Origin of the sequence: Paenibacillus sp. EKM10P, from assembly GCF_011800655.1 — a bacterium.
Taxonomy (GTDB): domain Bacteria; phylum Bacillota; class Bacilli; order Paenibacillales; family Paenibacillaceae; genus Paenibacillus; species Paenibacillus polymyxa.
Genome location: NZ_JAALET010000011.1, coordinates 112,789 through 135,070, shown reverse-complemented (window position 1 = coordinate 135,070; position 22,282 = coordinate 112,789). Strand labels below are relative to the sequence as shown.

The following is a 22,282-nucleotide window of genomic DNA, read 5'->3' as shown; positions in this document are numbered from 1 at the left end:
GTTTTACTTCCTTTAAATTTTCACATCCATTTTACAACTATGATTCCGATTATAGCTATGATTACACCGCACATTTCCGTTCTACTCATTGATTCTTTCAGATAGAAACGAGCATATAGCAATACTACAACAACACTCAAGGCGATAATTGCAGAAACAACCCCGGTAACCCCATTATTAAAAGCAGCAAGTTTAAGTACCATGGCTAAAACATTTACAAGACCAACTCCTATTCCTAAGCATAAGGTTTTAGAAAGGGTCCAACGGTTCACAATTTCTCTTTGTTTATTAATTCCTACTTGAATTGAAGAAGGTCTTTGTCCACTAAAATTAATTAGGAAAGCTCCAGAAAATAATATACTGCTTGTTGCAAACATCAATGTTAGGAGTGGTAGGATAGAAACACCATTTAGTAAAGCTTGTTTTGATGATAAGTCCGTAAAGCTATAAAAAATGATCGCCAATAAACCAAACTGCCAGCCTTGATACGTACCTTCCTGTAGATCTCTTTTATATCTGATGATGAGCAGAGAAAGGATTATGATACAGAATCCAACCAATTGCACGGGACTCAGCTTTTCTGCCCAAAGTAATGCAGCTAAAAGGACAACAATTACAGGCGTCAATCCAGAAAAAAATGCAATGACTGAAGCCCTCCCCACAGCATATCCCTTATACAGAAATGTGTTGGCCAAAAAAGAGAAAACGCCCATTAAAACACCAAACCAAACTTCGTTACTCCATGTTTGATTAACAAATAAGTTTATGATTAAAACCAAAATTGCACTAGAGATATATACACCAATAAACATTAGATCTCGATTAATTGTTCGTTGAGAAGTCCATTGGTAAAGAATGCCTCGTAAGCCAAAGAAAAAAGCAGCCCCTACTGCGTATGCAAACCACATTGCTTGTCCCTCCAAATACACTCAATAAAAATGTATGACTGAAATGAAACGTAATGAATTGTTAACTTCATAAATTATAAATATCCATTGGACTTTCCTGAAGGACCAATCCCGACACAAATAACCAGTCCAATTTATTTAAATCGAATTTAATAGTTTATTTACTAGATATTTGTCCGACACTTTTTCGCGGTCGCTTTCGATAAAAGACGGAGTAATCACAACACACTTGTTTGCGGCAGTATATCTATTGTTTTACCCGTTATCTCATGATACTGGCCAACTTTTGTAGTACACTGAGTATCAAGATTAGATCAAGTGAAAAGAAACGAGATGAGATGGATGGAACAAAAGATTAAGGTATTGGCTATATCGGGTAGCCTTCGTCAAAAGTCTTCCAATACCGCGCTTATGAAGGCTGTTATTGGACTGGCTTCTGAAAATATATCATTCATGGTTTATGATGGATTGGGGGATTTGCCTCATTTTAATCCTGACTTGGATGTAGAGGAAGGGCCAACTTCCGTAAGAGAGCTACGGGAGCAATTGAAACAAGCCGATGGAGTACTGATCTGTACGCCGGAATATGGGAATGGTGTGCCGGGTGCTTTAAAAAATGCCTTGGACTGGCTCGTATCTTCAGGTGAATTTGTAAACAAGCCTACAGCGGTCATTAGCGCTTCACCGTCCCCTATGGGCGGCAATATGGCTCATGCTTCGCTACTGCTCACATTGCAAATGATCAATGCAGAGATTGTGGAAAATGGAAAGGTCATTATTCCGCATATCACATTGAAGCTGAATCAAGAAGGCATCATTACAAACGCTGATACTAGACAGGAGTTGGAAGCATTACTTCAAGGGATTGAGCAAGCATGCAGAGGACAGGCATAGAAAAATTCAAAGCAGATCCTTCATCATAGAAGGATCTGCTTTTTCGGATGGCCACCTACTACGTATTCAACGGCAGGTATTCATCAGTTATCTAAATGTTAGAAGTGTTCAATAAGCTCTCATAGACCTTTAAACGGGCATACACCGTTTCAAGTATCGGATATGAGACATTACTGCCAGAAGCCAATGCCAGAAGTGCACCGTGCAGATGACTTGCTTCAACCGGTAGATTTTTCTGCATATCACGTTGCATGGATGACATCATCTCAGGCTTTAAGGAATCCATCGTTTTTAGTGTATGTGCTTCCATTTCTGAATGAATAGGCATATCGGCGTTGCGTGCGAGTGTGACGATCTCATGCAGTAGCCTTTCATAGATTGCACGCGATTCGGGCGTGGCGAGTATAGCTCCGACGGAGCTACCCATGAGGGTTGTGATTCCGCTCATGCTGGCAATAAATATATACTTCTGCCAAATTTCACGCTGAATGTCATGACTGTGTGTGACGGTGAAGCCTGCATGATCAAGATGGCTACATAGTAGTTGCGCACGCTCTGAATTTGCTCCATCCCATTCCCCAAAAACAATGCGGTGAAACGGGCTTGTCTGAACGATAGAGCCTTTGTGATTTAACGTCGTTTCGATATAACAAAGCCCACCCAGCACTTTTTCAGTTCCGAAATATTCGCGCAAAGATTCAAAATGTTCATAACCGTTAAGTAAAGGAAGAATCATGGTATCTTTGCCGATATAAGGCGCAAGGTCGGGCTGCAATAGAGGCAGATGGTACGCTTTGACCGCGAGAATAATACAGTCAAATGGCTCAGCAGCTTCACCATAGGTAATAGCCTGGATCGGTGTCTGAAAATCTCCGTGCACACTTTGAATCGTCAGACCGTTTTTTGCCAAATGAAGCTTCTTGGAAGGGCGGACGAGAAAGGTTACATCTTCTCCTTTTTGAACCAGGCGCCCCCCAAAATAGCCTCCAATAGCTCCTGCACCCACAACTAGAAACCGCATCATAGGGTACCTGCCTTTACTTTTTGTTTCATTTCCTTTAGTTGCAAAACATTAAGTACCTTCGAGTTTGTCATGATACACTCAAATCCTTTCCTACCTTGGTTTTGGAAAACAAAAAAACCTTCCAGCACATTGCTGAAAAGGTCCGAAAGGCAAAAAAAGAGTCAATTTGCGACCGTTCTTTTGTCTCGGTCCTTTCGGATCAGAGCAAAATCCAACGAGTTCACCTCCATAGGCTCACGCTTATACTATTAAATTACACCTTACCAGAGTACCGTTCGAATATATCGATACAGCCTCTCAGGGAAGTATACCAGAATATCAGGTTCCTGTCCCATATAAAGCCAATCCGAACAGTGTGTGACGGTATCCATAATGATTTACCTTTAGCACAGTTCCCCTAAATGTAGCACGGACTTAGTGTATATGTAGCGTAATGAAGGTGATATAATAGGGCGCAATAGGTAGGTTCATAGAACAAATAACTTGGAGCAGAGGAGAGAAGGCTGGTGTTTGAGCAAATTGTAGCGTATGGTCTGAGCCAAAAAGAGGCCGTTAAGGATTATCCATTTGGAGCTGATCCCCTGGTACTAAAGGTAGGGGGCAAGATGTTTGCTCTCCTGACTGAAAAAGATGGCATTAGCCACGTATCCCTGAAATGTGATCCGGTCATTGCAGAAAACCTGCGTCAGCAGAACAAGGCAATTAAGCCAGGCTATCATTTGAATAAAAAGCATTGGAATACGGTAGAGGTTGATAATAGCTTTCCGTTGGAGGATTTGTACAGCATGATCGACCATTCGTATGAGCTGGTCTTCAAAAGCTTAACCAAAGCGCAACGCGAAGCGATTACGATGAGGATACGGGCTACGGATCTGTAAAGGGCTGGTGAAGCCCTTAGTAACACTTTTATAGTTTTACTTGACAGAAAACCACTAAAGATATATTCTTAATTTAAAGATAATTTATTTGAAAATAATATCAAGGAGTGGACCTGAATATGAGCGAACTGGTGAATGTTATTCAAGAGAGAAGATCGGCTTCTAAATTTATTCCTGATGTTACTATAGATGCAAAAGAACTGGAAGAGATATTTCAGCTGGTGAAGTTTGCTCCATCGGCTTTTAATTTACAGCATGCGCGTTATATCGTAGTGCAGGATGCAGAGATCAAACAAAGGCTGCATGATGAGGCAAGTAAGCAGTATAAAATATTAACCTCTTCGGCTACCATTGTAGTGCTGGGTGATACAGAGGCTTATACCAAGGTAGCTGACCTCAACGAAGGGTTCCTGAATTTGGGTGTTCTGAGCAAGCAGGAATATGATAGCACCGTAGAATCAGTAACTCAGTTTTATCGCGAGCGAGGACCTGTCTTCCAGAGGGAAGAAGCGATTCGTAATGCCAGCCTGTCGGCTATGCAATTTATGTTGATTGCCAAGGACAAAGGCTGGGATACTTGCCCAATGATCGGTTTTGACCCGGCGAAGGTGCAGGAAGTATTGAATATCCCCGAGCAATTTGTGCCTGTGATGATGATCACCTTGGGGAAAGAGGACGAATCGGGGCAACGGGCAAGAGGATATCGCAAGCCTGTTGGACAGTTTGTTAGCTACAATGGATTTTGAAATTTGTAAATCATCATGTTCATTAAGGAGTGATTGAGATGTCTTTGAAAACCGCTGGAATTCACCATATTACGTCCTTTGCAGGCGATCCACAGGGCAATGTTGACTTTTACGCAGGTGTGCTTGGTTTGAGATTGATCAAAAAGACAATTAACTTTGACGCTCCAGAAGTATATCACTTGTATTTTGGGAATGAAGAAGGCAGCCCGGGCACGATCATTACCTTTTTTCCGGCTCCGGGTACACGCAAGGGTAAAATTGGAGGCGGACAGGTCGGGATTACGACGTATGTTGTGCCGCCGGGCTCAATGGATTACTGGGAAAACCGTCTGCACAGCTTAAAGGTATCCTTCACGAAGGCTACTCGTTTTGGCGAGTCATTCATCCAGTTCCGAGACAATGAGGGCTTGCATCTGGAACTGGTGGAGCGCGAGGAAGGCCCGGTGAATACGTGGACAGCCGGAGGCGTGCCTACAGATAAAGCGATCAAGGGCTTTGGAGGAGCAGTGCTCTACAGTGCGGATTCCAAGCACACCCAAGGCGTGCTGGAGAATGTTCTGGGCATGACTCCCATCGGAGAAGACGCAGATGCAGGCTATATCCGTTATCAGACGACTGGGGATCTAGGCAACCTGATCGACATTCCAGTCAAAGATGTACCATGGGGGAATGGCGGCGCCGGTACGGTTCACCATATTGCGTGGCGCGCGCAGGACGATACTGAGCATCAGGCGTGGGACGAATGGGTTCGTCAGCATGGTTTTGGGACCAGTGGCATTGTAGATCGCCAATACTTCAATGCCGTATACTTCCGCGAGCAAGGCGGTATTCTATTCGAGATCGCAACCGATCCGCCCGGATTTACGGTGGATGAGGAATTGAATGAGTTGGGGCACAAGCTGATGCTGCCTGAATGGTATGAGCCTCAGCGCGCCGAGATTGAGTCTAATCTGGTTCCCATCGAACCTAGAGTACTCCAACAGGATGAATCGGTTTAAGCTGGACAATCACATATGGAACATCAAAAGGTCCAATGCGGGAAGATTTCCATCCTCATTGGACCTTTTGGTATCTGAATGTCATTAGTGTAAAAATAAGCGTGGAAGAGCTGTTTAGATCATGAGCAGCTCACGAATTTCCAGTTCAGTCAGTGCTGAAAGGCTTTCTTGCCCCGGCTGAATGACCTGGTCGATCAGATTTTTCTTTTTTTGCTGTAGCTCATACATTTTGTCCTCTACCGTACCTTGGGCGATGAGCCGAATAACCTGCACCACTTTTTTCTGGCCCATTCGGTGTGCGCGGTTGGTAGCCTGCTCCTCTACAGCGGGATTCCACCACAGGTCATACAGAATGACGGTATCTGCACCAGTGAGATTCAGACCCGTACCTCCTGCCTTGAGGGAAATCAGGAACAGCTCGCGTTCTCCTTCGTTGAAGCGACTGCACAGCTCGACTCGTTCGGGGGCGGGAGTCTGTCCATCCAGGTAAAAGTGGGGGACCCCCTCACGAGAAAGCTCGCGTCCGACCATTTGAAGCATCGTGGTGAACTGTGAAAAAATGAGCATCCGCTTCCCGGAGCTGAGACATTCCGTAATAATCTCCAGCAGTTGTTCAAATTTGGCCGAGCTTCCCGTATATCCTTCGATGAATAAGCCCGGATGACAGCAGAGCTGCCGAAGTCGGGTCAGACCTGCGAGAATTTTGATCCGATTTTTCTGAAATCCTTCTTCGTTAAGATGCTTCAACGTTTCATGCTGGAGCTTGGCCAGATAAGCCGTGTACAGCTTTTTTTGCTCTGGCAGGAGGCGTGATACCTGCACGGATTCGATTTTCTCCGGCAGTTCCTTAAGAACATCGCTCTTCAGACGGCGCAGCAGGAACGGACGAACCCGCTTGGCAATCACATTACGAGGCAGGTTGTGAAACGCTCTTTTTCCGCCGGGAAATAGCTCAGGAAATACAACGTCGAAGATGGACCAAAGTTCTTCCAATGTATTCTCGATTGGCGTTCCTGTCAGGGCAAAACGGTAACGGGCTTGTACATCCTTAACGGCCTGTGCCGTCTGGGTAGCATGATTCTTGAACGCCTGCGCTTCGTCCAAAATGAGCGTATGAAACGATGGCTTGCTGTACACATCCGCATCGCGTCGCAGCAGCGGATAGGAAGTAATAATAACGTCATAGCTGGTGGCATCCCGTATAATTCGACTCCGTTCCTCCGGGCTGCCATCTGCAATAGTGACGCGGATATGCGGGGCGAATTTCTCCAGTTCATTCCGCCAATTGTACACCAGTGATGCAGGGGACACGATCATGGCTGGAAGCTGCTGACTGCGAATTTCCGGCAATACTGACACGAGGAAGGCAATGCTTTGCAGTGTTTTGCCCAGCCCCATATCATCTGCCAAAATACCTCCAAAACGGTAATGTGCTAAGGTCTTAAGCCATTGAAAACCATAGACCTGATAATCTCTCAAGATTGGAGCAAGCGTGACGGGTACTGGAAAGTCGAGATGGTCAGGATTGCGTATATTTTCTAGCAGCTGGCGAAAGGTTTTACCCAAGGTCAGGCTTTTCACATGATCGTGAGGATCAATTAAATACAGACCCTGCGTGACCGGGATTCGAATCTGCGCTGCATCCAGATCGCTTTTGCGGATACCTGTTTCGTTCATGAACCGAATTAATTCCTTGTACTCCTCTGTTTCCAGTGGCAGCAGGGCACCATTCGGCAGACGGTGATATCTCTGTTTTTCTTCCAACGATTGGAGCAGCTTGCGAATTTCCGATTCCGGTATACCCTCAATATCAAATTTAAATTCAAGCCAATCCGTACGTTCATCCCACTCCGCCCGTATTCTTGGGACAGGCAGCGTATTATTGATTTTCGATTTGACTGCACCTGTGGCATAGACGTCCAGCAACTTTTCCAGTTGTGGAACCGTATGGTACAAAAAGTCATACTCCGCATCTTCATCTTCCATAAAATATCCGCTGTCTGTTCTGGCAAAGGAGCTATGCTCCATCAGTTCCAAAATCCGTTGCTCCTGTTCCCCATCACGTATCAGAATCCGGTCGTTACCTGGCGTTCGTGCATCTGTTTCCAACGGGTTGATGATGATGTCTCCATATTGGAATTCCAATCCTGCCAGTAGTTTGTCTCTTACCCTGTCCAGATACAGCTTGGCCTTCAACGGATGCTGGGCGACCCGCTCTGAGACAGAACGGGTCATATGGACACGTCCGAGCTTCATTAACCCGGGCACGACCTTATCCATAAAAGCTTCCATCTGTTCTGGTGCGATCTGGACTGCTCGTCTGTGATGTACCTCGACCATTCGTTTTAGCTCGGACAAACGCCGTAAGGAATCATCCTTCTGCTTGACAAGCTTGCCATCGGCAATGACGACACCGTAGTCCTCCATGATGGTCAAGTCATCTAATCCTTGAATGCTTAACTGGTAGCCTTCGCTTGTGGATTCGGCCTCATCAAATTCAAATTGCAGCGGAAGCATCAGGTCAGACTGAGGAATACCTTCGCTCATGTTACCGTGAATTTCAAAATAGACGCCCTGTGCTGCTGTCAGCAAGGGGAACAGCCTATCCCAAGCGGCAGGCGGGATGAGAAGCATTCGCTCGCCACTCATATGACTGCCGGAGGCTGAATACGTGCCAGAGGTTTCCCGAATCATGCGCTCCTGATGGCATACCTGGGATAATTGCTGTAGGATCGCATCATGTTCAGCTCGGAAGCGGTACAGCTCAGGCTCGTAAGAGAAGCTCTTCGTGAACATGTAGCTATTCCCACGGTCGATACTGTCCAGAAACGGACGGATTTTCTGAACGATGTATAATCGTTTGGGTCCAGCCTTCATTTCCAATCCAAACATATATTTTTGGTAACCGTAGGCAAAAGGCCGGATGACGAATTGAAAATCCAAGATCGCACGAGTATCCAGCAGCGTAGGAGTGCTGCGAAGCGGTCTCTTGCGGCCGAATAGTTTTAACATACTGTCGGTCAACTGGAGATCCCCTTGTGTGATGCCAGAGGATCGTGAAATTCTAGCAGTGTGTTCATTGGGGGCATCTGTAGATGTGTACATCCCGTCTGAACCCATGCTCCCCGCTGGATCTGGGGCAGTGCCGGGATGAAGTCTGGAGACATAGGAGCGTACGGATAGACTTTTTCCACGTCGCATATCATAGGCGTTAAGAAGAACAGCAGCAATATGTTTGCAATAACGTCCGGTGGTCTGAAATGAGCTACAGGTACATTCCGCGCGGATACTGCCGTTGGGCCGGATCATCGCAGCAACGGCATAAAAGCCGTTTCCTTTGACTGTAGCTTCATACACACCTTCATTATGATCTATTTGTGTAAAGGCCACCTTTTTGGCCCGATAATAAGCATCCCCGTCGTCATAAGCAGATTGACTGCATAGTTGTCTGATCGCTCGCCGGGTAAGTTCAAAACTCATGGTTCGTAATCCTTTCCTGAGTTATTCCGTTTTCTACATGATAACAGAACAGACCGGGTGAAGGACACTGGAGTGCGGAACGTAACTTTAGGAAAAAGAAGAGAAGAAAAAAAGCAGGCCTTGGTCCGTCATTGAACCAAAGTCTGCCAGGTGGCTACAGCTATATTATATGTCGGGCAACCCCTCTCCTTGCTCATGAACTCCCAGCGCATTACGTGCCATATCCATATACTCTTCCACACCAGACTTAAGGGCGAATTCGGCAATAAGCACAGGGTAAGCTGAAGTTAATTCGACGATATGATCGCTCATACGCGGCCATACACGTCCGCCTGCTGTTTCATAAAGCTTCAATAAACGAGCAAGCTCTACTTCTCCGAATAAAGTATAGTAACTCGTAAAATCAATTGCCGGATCAGCTACTTGGGCCTCAGTCCAGTCTAGTATTCCAGTAACCTCTGTATTCGAAGAGACCAGAATATGACCTGGGTGCAGATCGCCGTGCACAAATGCGGAATATGCCGGCCAGTAGCTATCGTCAGCTAGCCACGTCTGCCATCGTTGCCACAGCTCCTCGGATACACCAAAGACGCGCCGTGTTTCTTCCATTCGCTGAGCCATTAATTGCCGAACTTCGTCGTGCTGCTTTACGCGAACACCGAAATCAGCTGCCCGTTGGTAATCTATCCGGTGCAACGCGGCTAAGGCTTTAGCGAGTGAAGCAACGAATCTATCCGTCAGAGCGTCAGGGTTGATGAACCATACATAGCTTTTTGTTTCCATATCAATAGTAGCAGCGGGAGTTCCCCCCAACTGAGGATAGGCGATGAGCTTCGGACTATATATTTGCCAATCAGGTACCGCTATAGGAAGAGTATCACGAATCATCCGAAGCACCTTATGCTCGTAAGCGGCAGATTGAATCACATCTGCTCGTCGCGGTGTACGTAGAACCCAAGGGGTATCGTGGATGTCTTTGGCGAATACGGCTCGGAAATCCAGCCCGGATTCATTGAGTTCCAATCCTTCATGTTGTATGTGAAGCCCATTGTTTTGGGCAAGGGCCAATATATCGCTAACGTCATTCGGGTTAGTCAAGGGACGCTTTTCAGTCATATGAAACACACCTCATTGTTCAGATTTGGTCTTAAAAAAGGTAACTTAAACAAGCTTCAACCCTTCATGTGAAAAACGGGTTGAGCTTCATTGAGAAGCCTAGCCTTTTATCTGAGACGCATGTAGTGAGTACACATGAGTGAGCAAACCTCCTTTTACAAAATAGGGTATCTAACCCAGCCCTAATATACCATCCGCCATTCGAGGATGTCTACAATATACGGGATAATGTACATAGCTTCCCCAGTTCGCTTATCTGTGGACTAGAGAAGTTTTTACAAGCTGCACATTGCAGGATACAATGGAAGTATTAGAGAAAGGAGACGGATACGTTTGCAAAAAGAAGACAATAAGACCGATTCCAAATCCGGCTCATCCAAATGGTATCTTGGTAGTGCAGCAGCATTGCTCCTGCTGAAAGGCAAATCGTTACTTGCCCTTTTAAAATTCAGTAAATTTGGCGGTGCGCTGATATCTATGGCGTTTACGATTGGCACGTATGCGATTATATACCCGTGGGGATTTGCGGTTGGGTTCGTGTTGTTGTTATTCGTGCATGAGCTGGGGCATGTATTGGCTGCCAAACGCAAGGGGCTTCCGGTGTCGACACCGTTATTTATTCCATTTCTCGGTGCGTTAATCACCATGAAACGACAGCCTTTGGATGCCCAGACAGAGGCTTACGTGGCCATGGGCGGCCCGTTATTGGGGACAGTTGGGGCTATGGCCGTATACGCAGGAGCGTATGCAACAGACAGTCCACTTTTGTATGCACTAGCATATATCGGTTTTTTCCTGAACCTGATTAATTTGCTGCCGATTCATCCGCTTGATGGAGGACGGATTTCTACAGCAGTGACACGCTGGTTATGGCTGGTAGGCCTACTAGGTGGGATTATAGTGATCGTGTATTTGAAATCCATTTTATTTTTCTTTATTTGGGCACTATTTGCCTATGATTTATACAAAAAATATGTCAAACGCAATGAAGAAGGCGTCAAAGTTCAGTCGTTATTACAGAAGCCGCTGGTTAACGTACAGCATTTATATGAGCAAGGATACCCGCTGCCTGGACCGGAGCATACGCGCAGATTATCCTTTAATACCTACTCGGATCTGGAAGGGCAGCAATATGTAACGGTATATATGGAGAGTCTGGATGTGGAGCATACACTTCTGCTGCCACAGCAGTGTCTTGTCCAGCATGTATGGCTGAACGGTGTAGAACATATACCGACCCCGGATGCGTATCAGCTCAGATTACTGTGTGGGATTGACTACATTCCATTTGAAAATGATAAATATTACGAAGTACCCGCATCATCACGCTGGAAATTCGGTATCGGTTATATGGGCTTGGCCTTATTCCTGATAGGGATGATGTATGTAGTACACCAGCACATAGGAGATATCAGGCTATGATAATGTGGTTATAAAGAGGCGCGGATCTGATACTTTCAGATCGCGCTCTTTTTTGTTTTTTTGGGGAAGGAGGAGATTTTATTATTTTTTAAAATCTGATGCTTCTATAGGGACTTTTCCTTTTATAAGGAACCATTTATGATTTTTATAATTTTGAATCATTCCAACATCAAAAATGATTGATTTTACGTCATTTTCCAAAAGTATGTTTCGAGAAATATCGGCCTCCAATGTATACTTAACTGAATTATCGTCTATCTTTTGATGAGAGAACTTTATATTAGATGTATACTTTCTAATTCGGGATGGTAATATATATTCTATTTTGGAGTTCCTATCTTGAGGAAGTATAATATCTGTAAACAAATGGCCATCTTTGAATTTTAAATGAAAATTATTAACTTCAAGGATTTCTTTATCAAATTCATTTAGATTATCTTCTTTAAAATCTTCAAAATAGTATTGACCGGAATTTAACCGTACATTTTGTCCATCTTTGAGAACAACTTCGACAGCATCAAATTCACGAATAAAATTGATATCCACAGTCAATTCATTTTCATAGATCTGAACAATTTTCACATTGTCTAAAATAACTTTATTCTTTAACAATAAAGAAGCCTTTTTAATGTTTAAACTATCTACTCTATAGGGAAAACTTATCTTGATTTTTTTAGAACTATCATCATGAGAATTGAAAATAAAATAACTATTCTCTCGTACACTTATTTGTCGTATATACTCCAGCTGAGTGTCTTCATTTTTATTCGATTCATTTATAACCTTTTTTTGATTATTGTTTGTACATCCAAATAAAACCATAGAATTAGTCAGCAGCAACATGATGATTAAAATAAAACGAAGTTTCAATATGTAGTCACCTCTTCTTGTAAATGGTAAACCCCCCTCATATTGAGGAGGGTTATGTAAACGATTCGTTTTTAATTAGCTTGGGTTATCGTAGAGCCAGTATTCTACACCGCCGTTGTTGTCATAACTGGAAGCTGTATATTTGGTATCGCCAAACCATCCCGTATCAGTGTACTCATAATTTCTTTTTATACCTCTTGCAGCACTTTTTAGTTCGGCAGTATGCCAAGGTTTAATCGTCACATCAATGGAAACTTTCTTTCTATATTCTTGACCTATTTTCAAGCTCATTTCAGCTTCTGCGATAGCTTCAAAACCATATTTTACAGTTCCAGTTACTTCACCAGTCATTTTTGACTCGGTTTCTAAATTCATTCTTACACTTTGATTGCTACCATTGTTAAATCTGTCATAATCTTGACCTGTATAATAATTACTTGAATTTACAAATGTCCATTTATTTGTGCCCATCGGCTGAACTAGACTGTTTTCTCTGTTTAGAGTTTGGGTATCTTCTTTTTGCTCTTTATCGAATTTTTTAATATCCTCAGAAGAATAATATGGAACACCATCAATATACAACTGATCTCCTACGTTACTTTCCACTGGGGGTCTAAAATTCCCTTCTAATTCATTCTGATCTGAGGCAGCTTGTGCGGTCAACGCTGATAGATTCAGCATTAAACCTAAAACAAGTGTTGATTTGATCAATTTCTTCAATTTTTTCCACTCCTTATATTTTTTGATAATTTATTCAAATAAATGTTAATACTTATATAAAAATGGAACAACCCTACACAGGACCTAAGTTGAATGATTTTGTGTTTTCGCAAATATGCAACTTAGTCTGTCAATGGTTAATAATTGTTCAGATAAAAAACATAATGTCATAAGCTCTTGAATAATTAAGAGCTTATGACATTATGTTTAGATATCCTTAATTTTCATCAGTAATCGGTTTTAACGTCTGGCGGTACTTAAGTGGGCTGGTGCCTGTCCAGCGCTTGAACTGTCTGCTGAAATGAGCCAGACTGGAGTATCCCAGTAGGGAAGCTACCTTGTTTAGCGGTAGATTGGGCTGCTGGATCAGCACCTTAGCCTCATGTAGCTTGGTTTCCGATAGATAGTGACGTGGTGAATAGCCGTAAACCTTGCGGAACACTTCCTGGGCATAGCCCGGACTGATTCCAAGGGAAGCCGCCACATCTTCAAGCCGGAACGTCTGCTCGCCAGATTCATCCTCTCGATAAGGTTTGAACCTCGATTGAATAGCTTCCATAATGGCCTTGGCATATTGAACGGATGAAGGTGCAATTCTCGGCTCCAATCCCGTAGAAATCATTTGCGAGAATATTCCGAATAGCTCGAACAAAGCAATCTGCATGCGAAAGCGGTCCGCTGTCGTATATTCTCCGTTCTCCCGCACCATGCTGATCCAGCTATGGACAACTTTCTGCAGCTTGGTATTGGTTTCAGTGCCTGCCGGGAAAAAGAGCTGATTGCTTTTAATCATCTCTTGACGGAACAATGGATCATCGACATTAAAATGGGTACTAAAATAATACATTCCATCAGGGGATACACACTGGCTCACATGCTTGAACCCCGGCGGAATAATTAAAATATCGCCTTCCCCCACCGAGTATACGTTATTCTCCATCATCGTTTCCTGACGACCTTCTAGAATGAGTGCAATTTCAAAACCGATATGGGACTCCTCAGGCATGCACCAATCCGCTTTGACCCGGTGAATATGGGCACCAAAAAACTTCACATTCCAATCAATAATGGGCAACCATTGGCAACCATGGAATAGAGCTGGATCAACATCTGGATTTAATATCATCAGATCACCTTCGATTAGGGCAAATTTTACACCGCTTAGACAATCTCATTGTACCTAACATTTATCTATAATAAAAGAGCGCTTACAAGTGTTCTAGTATAAGCCTTTACATAAAAAAATCGCTTATATGTAGCGATTTTGAAAGCGATGCCATATTGTAATTAGGAGGAGCTATGGAAACAACATCGAAAGAACGTGTGTCATATTACGTTTACTTTTTGGGGAGTAACGCAATTCTCTGTCTGGTTGCCTCTTTTGCAATGCTATTTTATACGGATTATGTTGGCATATCTGTTTCTATTATTGGTACTTTATTCGTACTAGCCCGTATATGGGATGCGCTTAGTGCTCCGATCTTCGGTGTGATCATAGACCGGGCCAACCTAAGGGGTGGCTTGTTCAAACCCTGGACGAATCTGGCTTCTATTATTTTGCCAATACTTACTGTACTTATTTTTCTCGTTCCGAGTGACGCGTCACTCACCGTCAAGGTGATATATATTGCTGTCACGTATCTGGTATGGGAAATGTGTTACACGATCAGCGATGCGCCTGGGTTTGGCTTGGCTACACTGATGACGAAAAATACGCATGAACGTGATCTATTAATGTCCAGAGGCCGAACGATGGTTTTCTTGGCATTTATGGTCATCTCCTCCTCTTCGGTAGCCGTAGCCAATCAGATCTCCTGGCCAATTTTGGCGCTAATCGTTGCTGTAGCAGGTTTGATTTTAATGAACTTTACTCGCTTTAATGTCAAAGAGCGTTATTCCAACAAGGCAGAGAAGGTTACGCTCAAGCAGATTATGACGTATCCCATGCAAAACAAGCAGCTTTTATTTTACCTGATGTCGTTTATGACACTGTCCATGACCAATCTGCAAGGGATTGTCGTCAGCTATTTTGCCTTATATAACTTGAAAAATCCTATCTATATTTCAATTCTCATGTTCATTTCCTTAGGTGTGCAGCTGCTCACCGCATTAATTTTACCGCCGATTATTAAAAGATTTGGCAAGTGGAAAGTGAATGTTATCAGCTTGCTTGGATTGTTTACTACAGGCCTGTCCTTATTTGCAATCGGTTACAGCAACCCTATTGTTGTGTGTGTATTCGCAGTTCTTTTTGGCCTGTTCAGTTCCGCGCCGCAGCTTATGGTACCGATGTTTACCGCCGATTGCGTGGAATATGGCGCATTCAAAAAAGGGGTGCGTGCCAGCGGAACCGCCTTTGCTACCCAAACGTTTGCAGGAAAACTGGGGGGAGCAGCAGCCAGTGGAATTGTGGCCTATGCGCTTGCCTTTGCCGGCTACATTCCGAATGTACCGCAGACCGGACAGGTGCTTACGTGGATATTTGCGCTTTATGCGGTAGTGCCTGGTGTGGGGGCCTTAATTACGGCAGGGCTGTTCGCATGGCTGTACAAGATTAAGGAAAAAGACGTAGAGGGCTGGCTGGCAAGTGCGAAAAAAAATCAACAGCAGACGGATCTCACGAAGCAGGAAGTTGCTGGTAATACGATATCTGTTCCATCCCTGAAAAAGCCGCATAACAGCCACGGTATTTGAAACAAAGCTATATAAGTTGAACACGAAAAAAATCCCATGGAAAACGGAGTAGGCGAAATGGGATATGACAATTACCATGAACTTATAGGAGGACGACTCGATGAAAAAGCTGCTGTACGGTGTTGCCTATTATGATGAATATATGCCTTATGACCGTTTGGACCAGGATATCCAAATGATGAAGGATGCGGGAATTAACGTGGTGCGGATAGCCGAATCTACTTGGAGTACACATGAACCGCAAAATGGCGTGTTTGATTTCACCTCCGTGGATCGGGTGCTGGACGCTATGCATAAAGCCGGTATTGAGGTCATAGTGGGCACGCCGACCTATGCTGTGCCCACCTGGCTGGTGAAGGAGCATCCCGATGTATTGGCGACAACGCCTCAGGGGCCGGGCAAATACGGAGCTCGCCAGATTATGGACATTACGAACCCGGTGTACCTGTTCCATGCTGAGCGAATCATACGCAAGCTGATTGGACGGGTGAGTCAGCATCCGGCGGTCATCGGCTTTCAGACAGACAATGAGACGAAGCATTACCATACGAGCGGTCCCAATGTGCAATTACAATTTGTGAAGTATTTGCGGGAGCGGTTTGAATCACTGGATGAGCTAAACCGCAAATTTGGCTTGGATTACTGGAGCAATCGCATCAATAGCTGGGAGGACTTCCCTTCGGTGGTCGGAACGATTAATGGAAGCTTGGGTGCAGCCTTTTCCCAATTCCAGCGCAAGCTGGTAACGGATTTCCTAGCCTGGCAGGTTGCGCTTGTCAATGAATATAAGCGGGCAGACCAATTTGTTACGCAAAATTTTGATTTTGAGTGGAGAGGTCATTCCTTTGGGATTCAGCCGGATGTGGATCACTTTGCTGCATCTCAAGCGTTTGATGTGACAGGTGTAGATATTTATCATCCATCCCAAGATGATCTGACTGGAATTGAGATTTCCTTTGGTGGTGATGTGGCGCGTTCAACAAAACAGAATAATTACCTGGTGCTGGAAACGGAGGCGCAGGCGTTTACACACTGGGTTCCTTATCCGGGACAATTGCGACTGCAAGCGTTCAGCCATCTGGCTTCCGGGGCCAATATGGTAGCTTACTGGCACTGGCATTCCATTCATAATTCCTTCGAAACCTACTGGAAAGGTCTGCTCAGCCATGATTTTGAACCGAATCCTGTGTATGAGGAAGCACAGACGATAGGGAAGGATTTTGCGAGATTATCCCCACATCTGGTCAATTTGAAAAAGAAAAATAAAACAGCCATCCTGATCAGCAACGAAGCGTTGACATCCATTAGCTGGTTCAAGTTTAATATGAACAGTCCATTGAATTACAACGATATCGTACGCCGTTTGTATGACGAGCTGTACAAGCTGAATATCGGGACGGATATCATCCATCCGGGTACGGAATCGTTTGATGACTACGATCTCTTGATCGTCCCGAGCCTCTATTCTGCGCCAGATACACTGCTGGAGAAGCTGAACCGCTATGTCGAACAAGGCGGTCATGTAGTTTACACATCCCGCAGTGGATTTACCGACGAGCATGTACAGGTGAGAACATCCCGTCAGCCGGGTGTGATTAGCGAAGCCTGCGGCATTCATTACAGCTTGTTTGTGGAGCCAAAGAACGTGACGCTTAAGGATAATCCTTTTAAAGTGGCAGCAGAGGACAATCAGGTAGATACGTGGATGGAGCTGATTACGCCGACGACAGCGGAAGTATTGGCTTATTATGATCACCCGCATTGGGGCAAATATGCCGCGATTACGCAAAATCGCTATGGTCAGGGAACGGCGACCTATATCGGCTGTATTGTCAGTTCGGCGGTCATCCGCGAATTATTAAGCTCTGTAGCCAAAAAGGCAGGCGTATGGGGACTAGATCAGGAAGCTTCTTATCCGATCATTGTCAAATCCGGTACGAATGATTTGGGGCGAACGATCCGGTACTATTTTAACTATTCCGAACAAGCAGGCTCGGTGATATATCCGCACGGAGACGGCAAGGAGCTGATCGGAGAGCAGAGGGTTATCCAAGGACAAATGCTCCAGTTGGAGCCTTGGGGTGTTATAATTATCGAAGAAGCGTAAATGATGAATAGTGAGCTGAAACCGACGTACGAATCATTTTATATAGTATCGGCCGGGAGTATCCGGCAAGTGAAGCGCCCCTGCGAATTGCGGGGCGTTTTCGCATATGGCTGAATAGAGGAGTGCATCGCTATGCCAACCCGAGCAATCCGCTGGTTCCAGGCGCTGATGGCCCCGTATCGACGTAGCATTCAGCTCAAGCTAGTCTTGACGATGATTGTTCTATCTGTGCTGCCGGTCATTGCTGTCACGGTGCTGGCTGCGGAGAAAAGCAGATCGTCTATGGAAACCGAAGTGGTCGAGACGAACATGTCCAATATGAAATGGACGGGCATTTATACCAGCGACCAGTTAGATCGTCTGAATCATCTGATTTACAGCATTCAGATCAGCCCTGATCTAAGCGATTATTTAAATGAACGAGAACCCGACAATCTTTCAAGCCAATTTAATGCCCAGCGAAAAATGCTGAATACGCTGGCGAATGTGTATTATTCAGCCGGGAGTCATGTCATCGGTATTCAGTTGTATTTGAAGCAATCGCAAACCCTGTTTACCTTCAATAGTATGCAAAATGAAATTACGACAGTGGGCGGTATTCCCCCGCAGTATGCTGAGATGTGGCAAGCGAATAAGGATTATTCGATTCGACCAAGCTCCGCTGACCCGGAACGCTTTACACTGACACGCAGTATTCGGCGTTTTGAAGACCAGAAGCAGACGGGGGCTATTTCATTGGAGGTGCTGTGGTCACAATTCGATCAGACGCTGGGTCTGCTGGGACGAGGGGATCAGCATCAAGTGTTGATTACAGATAGGGATGGCAGAGTTATGTATCCAGTGCAGGCTCGGCAATCGCCTCCTCCTGCAGGAGTGCTGGCTGCTCTTCGTGACGTTAAACCGGGTCCCGGGATGCTTCAAACTGCCGAGCATTATGTGTTCTACAATGATCTGGATGTGGTTGGACTGAAACTGGTCAAAATCATACCGACTTCCTCCATTAACCACAGTGCCTTTTCAACCATGCTGTATGGTATTGTCGTAGGTGTAATTTCAATCCTGGTTTCCATCTGCATCGCTATTTTCATCGCATGGCGGACCGCACGCCCGATTGTCCGTTTGGCGCGTTCGGTGCAGGAACTGGATATGATCAAGGGACCGGTTGGAGAACCAAGTATACGACCGGATGAGATTGGGTTGCTGGAAAGAAGTTTGCATGGGATGGCAGGCCGAATACGCGAACATATCCAGACAGAATACAGTATCAATTTGCAAAAAAAGACGGCTGAATTGAAAGCGCTCCAGGCGCAGATTCATCCTCATTTTCTGCAAAATACGTTGCAAATGATTGGAAGTATGGTGTTTTCCCAAAAGCCGGAGGATACCTATGAAGTCATTCGTTCGCTGAGTGAGATGTTCCGTTACGTGGTACGGGAGCCTCAGGATATGGCCTCTCTGCGCGCAGAGCTCGATCATGTGGGACATTATATGCGCATCCAGCAGCGTCGTTTTCCGCAAAGATTGGTATTTCAGGTGGAGACAGAAGAGCAGGCAATGGATATTCGTTTGCCGAAGCTATCGCTTCAACCATTGTTGGAAAACGCATTTCAGCATGGTCTTGATCGCAAGGCAGGGGCGTGGAAAATGGCAATCCGCGTGGAGATTATGAAAGAAGATGTGTGCATTACGGTCAGCGATAATGGTAACGGTATGCCCCCCGACAAGCTGGAAAAAGTTCGAGCTAGGCTGGAAAACGCATCGGAGGAACCAATTTGGGCGCAGGGCAGTCATATTGGATTAAGCAATGTGTCTTCACGTATACGGATGAATTTTGGAGTGCATTACGGAGTGACGATAGATAGTGAGCAGGGAGTCGGTACATGTGTCACTATTCGTATTCCATTCACCTCAGCAGAGGAGGGCAAAGTATGATCAAGGTATTAATCGTTGACGATGAGCCGTGGAACCGCGATATTTTGAAGACATTTGGCACATGGGAAAAGCTTGGAATGGTGGTGGTGGGTGAGGCAGAGGACGGAGATGAAGCATTCAGGCTGGTCGGGGAGTTAGCTCCCCACATTGTGATTACGGACATGCACATGCCAGGTGCGGACGGAGTGGAGCTGCTGCAAGCGCTAAATAACCAATGTCCTGATGTGAAAATCATTGTCGTGAGCGGATATGATGACTTCGCGTATGCCAAACATGCGATCCGTTATAAGGCTGTTGATTATTTGCTAAAGCCTGTCAATCCTGTCGAGCTGAATGCGGTGCTGCTCAAATGCAAAAACGATCTGGAGGTCAAGTTGGCCGAACAGCAACCAGAAGCAACAGAACTGGATTATGAGTTTTTTCACAAGTTAACCCGGTATAAGCAACTGCTGCGTCTTTATTTTAATGAGCTGAATCGTGACGGGGTGAACTTAACATGCAGACAGGTTGTGCAGGAGTTGGAGAGTTATGGAGCACCAACTCCACATATGCTGGGCAGGCTGGTGCAGGAGCTGCTTTCTCTGCTGAAAGAGCTGTCAGCGGATAACGGGCTGAATACTTCTACGGCAAAGGGTGGATTTCCGCTTTCGCAGGCTGTTCTATCCTCTGTAGAACATGCGCTGGAATTCGTATCGTCATGCTATGTTCAGGAACTGGATCAGCTGATTCGGCAGCGGAAATACAAAAACAAGCTGAATTTGGAGGAGGTACGGCGGTATATCGATAGTTACTATGCTGGGCCGATCACACTGGAGCAGTTGGCGAAAAACTTTTTTGTGAGCAAAGAGTATATGAGCAAGGTATTTAAGCAGGAGTACGGTCAGAATGTAACGGACTACATTGTAGAACGGAGAATGGAAAAGGCGCGGGAATGGCTGGCCAATAAACAGATTTCAATTAAAGCCGTTGCAGAGATGGCTGGGTACGAGGATGTGTCTTATTTTTATCGGGTATTTAAAAAGCATTTTGGCATGGCCCCCGGTGAAATGAGAAAGGAAGTTTAAAAAAATCCAATTCAATATGCTAACGGTGTCCAATGGCAGAAGTGGCTTCCCATCCTATAATGAAAGCGTATACAAAATCGTTATTTTCAACTTAGGGGAGGTCATTTTGCATGAAGATGTGGAAAGGTGTATTGAGTACGATGCTGGTTGGCACGTTGTTGGCCGGATGTGGAGCGAATTCTTCAGGCAGTGACAGCAGCGGTTCCGGTGGAGACGGCAAAACCGTAAATCTCAAAATGTTTATTGCCCAGCCCCGTTTGAAAGAACACTACGATAAATACATTAATGCGTTTGTAGCCAAAGAGAAGAAAGATAAAAATATCGACGTTACCGTTCAACTGGAGATGCCGCCTGCTGACAATGCCGCACAAATTTTGAAGACAAGGCTCGCATCCAACGATGCACCGGACGTATTCGCACTGCATGCGGTGAATGAAATTCCACCGTTTTACAAAGCGGGATACTTGGAGGATTTGTCCGGTCAGCCATTTGTCAGCAAATTGATGGACAGCGTTAAGCCCTCGGTGACAACTCAAGACGGCAAGGTTGTAGCGGTTCCTTTGGAAACGATCTCCTGGGGCTATTTGTACAATAAAAAGATATTTAAGGATTTGGATTTGAAGCCGCCGGGAACGTTGACCGAAATGAAGGCTGTCGTCGAGAAGCTGAAAGCGAATCATGTGAAACCGTTCCTGTTGTCCTACAAGGAATCCTGGATTCCACAGTTGTTCGTGCCGCTCACTGCAGGTGCAATGATGAACACACAGAATAAGGATTTTATCGAACGGATGAATCAGGACAAAGGCTCTTTCTCCGAAATGAAGAGCATGTTCGATATTATTGATCTAGTGAACAGCAACGGTACAGATAAGGCGCTGGAAATTGGCGGGGATGATGGGTCGGCGGCCTTTGCCTCAGGTAAAGCGGCGATGTGGATTCAGGGGCCGTGGTTTGCGGAAACGATTTTAAAATCGGATCCGAAGATGGACTTTGGAGTAGCCCCGCTACCGATTAATGACGATCCGAATGCGACCTTGATCAATCTGTCCACTTCGACTTCGCTGGCTGTATCCTCTACAAGCAAGAATAAGGAGGTTGCACTCGATTTTGTTAACTATGTGTTGGACGACAAGGATTCCAGCGCGTTCTATGAAGCATTGAAATTTAACCCTATCTCCAAAGTCCATACGTTCAAAAGCTATCCTTGGGTTAATGACGCTACCGAATATGTGAAAGCAGGCAAGTCGTACCAAGATCCATCCATCCCGCAGGCGGTCAAGGACGAGGCAGGTAAGTCGCTCCAATCCTATTATGCTGGTCAGCTCTCGCAGGATGACGTCATTAAGGCGCTGGATAAGGCATGGAAATCGTATAACAAAGTGAACAAGTAGCGGGAACCTACAGAATGACATCGGGAGGGAGAGACTCC

Annotated in this window: 17 protein-coding genes; 10 read left to right on the top strand and 7 right to left on the bottom strand. The window is 45.1% G+C overall.

Annotation, left to right across the window (positions count from 1 at the left end):
- Positions 1 to 20: 20 nt before the first annotated feature.
- Complete coding sequence (locus HFE01_RS21095) at positions 21 to 908, bottom strand: DMT family transporter (RefSeq protein WP_090891260.1); 888 nt, start codon at positions 906 to 908, stop codon at positions 21 to 23.
- A 333-nt stretch (positions 909 to 1,241) separates the two neighbouring features.
- Between HFE01_RS21095 and HFE01_RS21090 the strand changes: the two genes are divergently transcribed.
- Positions 1,242 to 1,802 (top strand): NADPH-dependent FMN reductase, encoded by a 561-nt coding sequence (locus HFE01_RS21090; RefSeq protein ID WP_031462837.1) that lies wholly within the window; start codon positions 1,242 to 1,244, stop codon positions 1,800 to 1,802.
- Positions 1,803 to 1,893: 91 nt separating this feature from the next.
- Here the strand turns inward: HFE01_RS21090 and HFE01_RS21085 are convergent, their stop codons facing one another.
- Complete coding sequence (locus tag HFE01_RS21085) at positions 1,894 to 2,823, bottom strand: ketopantoate reductase family protein (RefSeq protein WP_016819406.1); 930 nt, start codon at positions 2,821 to 2,823, stop codon at positions 1,894 to 1,896.
- Positions 2,824 to 3,332: 509 nt separating this feature from the next.
- On the opposite strand from HFE01_RS21085, the gene HFE01_RS21080 reads away from it, so the two are divergent.
- The 3 genes from HFE01_RS21080 to HFE01_RS21070 all read left to right on the top strand — a co-directional run bounded on the left by HFE01_RS21080 (position 3,333) and on the right by HFE01_RS21070 (position 5,448).
- Positions 3,333 to 3,704 (top strand): MmcQ/YjbR family DNA-binding protein, encoded by a 372-nt coding sequence (locus HFE01_RS21080; RefSeq protein ID WP_016819405.1) that lies wholly within the window; start codon positions 3,333 to 3,335, stop codon positions 3,702 to 3,704.
- 119 nt (positions 3,705 to 3,823) lie between these two features.
- Entirely contained in the window at positions 3,824 to 4,450 is a 627-nt protein-coding gene (locus tag HFE01_RS21075) for a nitroreductase family protein (RefSeq protein ID WP_016819404.1), read from the top strand.
- Between the two features lie 38 nt (positions 4,451 to 4,488).
- Positions 4,489 to 5,448, top strand: a complete 960-nt coding sequence (locus HFE01_RS21070; protein WP_090891268.1) for a ring-cleaving dioxygenase — start codon at positions 4,489 to 4,491, stop codon at positions 5,446 to 5,448.
- A gap of 114 nt (positions 5,449 to 5,562) precedes the next feature.
- On the opposite strand, the gene HFE01_RS21065 is transcribed toward HFE01_RS21070, so the two are convergent.
- Positions 5,563 to 8,928: a DEAD/DEAH box helicase gene (locus HFE01_RS21065; RefSeq protein WP_167438639.1), complete on the bottom strand. Its 3,366-nt coding sequence runs from the start codon at positions 8,926 to 8,928 to the stop codon at positions 5,563 to 5,565.
- A gap of 165 nt (positions 8,929 to 9,093) precedes the next feature.
- Positions 9,094 to 10,044, bottom strand: a complete 951-nt coding sequence (locus tag HFE01_RS21060; protein WP_107734950.1) for a macrolide 2'-phosphotransferase — start codon at positions 10,042 to 10,044, stop codon at positions 9,094 to 9,096.
- A gap of 333 nt (positions 10,045 to 10,377) precedes the next feature.
- On the opposite strand from HFE01_RS21060, the gene HFE01_RS21055 reads away from it, so the two are divergent.
- Positions 10,378 to 11,466 carry a site-2 protease family protein gene (locus HFE01_RS21055; RefSeq protein ID WP_107734949.1) on the top strand — a complete coding sequence of 363 codons (1,089 nt, stop codon included), beginning with the start codon at positions 10,378 to 10,380 and terminating at the stop codon, positions 11,464 to 11,466.
- A gap of 81 nt (positions 11,467 to 11,547) precedes the next feature.
- Here HFE01_RS21055 and HFE01_RS21050 read toward each other — a convergent pair whose 3' ends face one another.
- The 3 genes from HFE01_RS21050 to HFE01_RS21040 form a co-directional block, all read right to left on the bottom strand.
- A complete protein-coding gene (locus tag HFE01_RS21050) occupies positions 11,548 to 12,336 on the bottom strand; it encodes a hypothetical protein (protein ID WP_107734948.1) in 789 nt (262 codons plus the stop codon).
- Positions 12,337 to 12,411: 75 nt separating this feature from the next.
- Positions 12,412 to 13,056, bottom strand: a complete 645-nt coding sequence (locus HFE01_RS21045) for a hypothetical protein (protein ID WP_107734947.1) — start codon at positions 13,054 to 13,056, stop codon at positions 12,412 to 12,414.
- Between the two features lie 217 nt (positions 13,057 to 13,273).
- Positions 13,274 to 14,182 (bottom strand): helix-turn-helix domain-containing protein, encoded by a 909-nt coding sequence (locus HFE01_RS21040; protein WP_107734946.1) that lies wholly within the window; start codon positions 14,180 to 14,182, stop codon positions 13,274 to 13,276.
- A gap of 173 nt (positions 14,183 to 14,355) precedes the next feature.
- Between HFE01_RS21040 and HFE01_RS21035 the strand changes: the two genes are divergently transcribed.
- The 5 genes from HFE01_RS21035 (at position 14,356) to HFE01_RS21015 (ending at position 22,244) form a co-directional block, all read left to right on the top strand.
- Positions 14,356 to 15,750, top strand: a complete 1,395-nt coding sequence (locus HFE01_RS21035) for an MFS transporter (protein WP_107734945.1) — start codon at positions 14,356 to 14,358, stop codon at positions 15,748 to 15,750.
- A gap of 100 nt (positions 15,751 to 15,850) precedes the next feature.
- The gene (locus HFE01_RS21030) at positions 15,851 to 17,857 is read left to right on the top strand and encodes a beta-galactosidase (RefSeq protein ID WP_017425739.1); all 2,007 of its coding nucleotides are present in this window, start codon (positions 15,851 to 15,853) and stop codon (positions 17,855 to 17,857) included.
- Positions 17,858 to 17,989: 132 nt separating this feature from the next.
- Entirely contained in the window at positions 17,990 to 19,789 is a 1,800-nt protein-coding gene (locus tag HFE01_RS21025) for a sensor histidine kinase (RefSeq protein ID WP_017425738.1), read from the top strand.
- Complete coding sequence (locus HFE01_RS21020) at positions 19,786 to 20,853, top strand: response regulator transcription factor (protein WP_038978264.1); 1,068 nt, start codon at positions 19,786 to 19,788, stop codon at positions 20,851 to 20,853. Before HFE01_RS21025 ends, HFE01_RS21020 begins: the two co-directional genes overlap by 4 nt.
- A gap of 110 nt (positions 20,854 to 20,963) precedes the next feature.
- Entirely contained in the window at positions 20,964 to 22,244 is a 1,281-nt protein-coding gene (locus HFE01_RS21015; RefSeq protein WP_016819394.1) for an ABC transporter substrate-binding protein, read from the top strand.
- Positions 22,245 to 22,282 lie beyond the last annotated feature (38 nt).

What these genes read in the sequence shown, in the direction of transcription:
- HFE01_RS21040 (WP_107734946.1), bottom strand. Translation starts at nt 14,182, where the DNA reads ATGATATTAAATCCAGATGTTGATCCAGCTCTATTCCATGGTTGCCAA.
- HFE01_RS21065 (WP_167438639.1), bottom strand. Translation starts at nt 8,928, where the DNA reads ATGAGTTTTGAACTTACCCGGCGAGCGATCAGACAACTATGCAGTCAA.
- HFE01_RS21070 (WP_090891268.1), top strand. Translation starts at nt 4,489, where the DNA reads ATGTCTTTGAAAACCGCTGGAATTCACCATATTACGTCCTTTGCAGGC.
- HFE01_RS21015 (WP_016819394.1), top strand. Translation starts at nt 20,964, where the DNA reads ATGAAGATGTGGAAAGGTGTATTGAGTACGATGCTGGTTGGCACGTTG.
- HFE01_RS21060 (WP_107734950.1), bottom strand. Translation starts at nt 10,044, where the DNA reads ATGACTGAAAAGCGTCCCTTGACTAACCCGAATGACGTTAGCGATATA.
- HFE01_RS21090 (WP_031462837.1), top strand. Translation starts at nt 1,242, where the DNA reads ATGAGATGGATGGAACAAAAGATTAAGGTATTGGCTATATCGGGTAGC.
- HFE01_RS21035 (WP_107734945.1), top strand. Translation starts at nt 14,356, where the DNA reads ATGGAAACAACATCGAAAGAACGTGTGTCATATTACGTTTACTTTTTG.
- HFE01_RS21075 (WP_016819404.1), top strand. Translation starts at nt 3,824, where the DNA reads ATGAGCGAACTGGTGAATGTTATTCAAGAGAGAAGATCGGCTTCTAAA.
- HFE01_RS21085 (WP_016819406.1), bottom strand. Translation starts at nt 2,823, where the DNA reads ATGCGGTTTCTAGTTGTGGGTGCAGGAGCTATTGGAGGCTATTTTGGG.
- HFE01_RS21025 (WP_017425738.1), top strand. Translation starts at nt 17,990, where the DNA reads ATGCCAACCCGAGCAATCCGCTGGTTCCAGGCGCTGATGGCCCCGTAT.
- HFE01_RS21030 (WP_017425739.1), top strand. Translation starts at nt 15,851, where the DNA reads ATGAAAAAGCTGCTGTACGGTGTTGCCTATTATGATGAATATATGCCT.
- HFE01_RS21020 (WP_038978264.1), top strand. Translation starts at nt 19,786, where the DNA reads ATGATCAAGGTATTAATCGTTGACGATGAGCCGTGGAACCGCGATATT.
- HFE01_RS21095 (WP_090891260.1), bottom strand. Translation starts at nt 908, where the DNA reads ATGTGGTTTGCATACGCAGTAGGGGCTGCTTTTTTCTTTGGCTTACGA.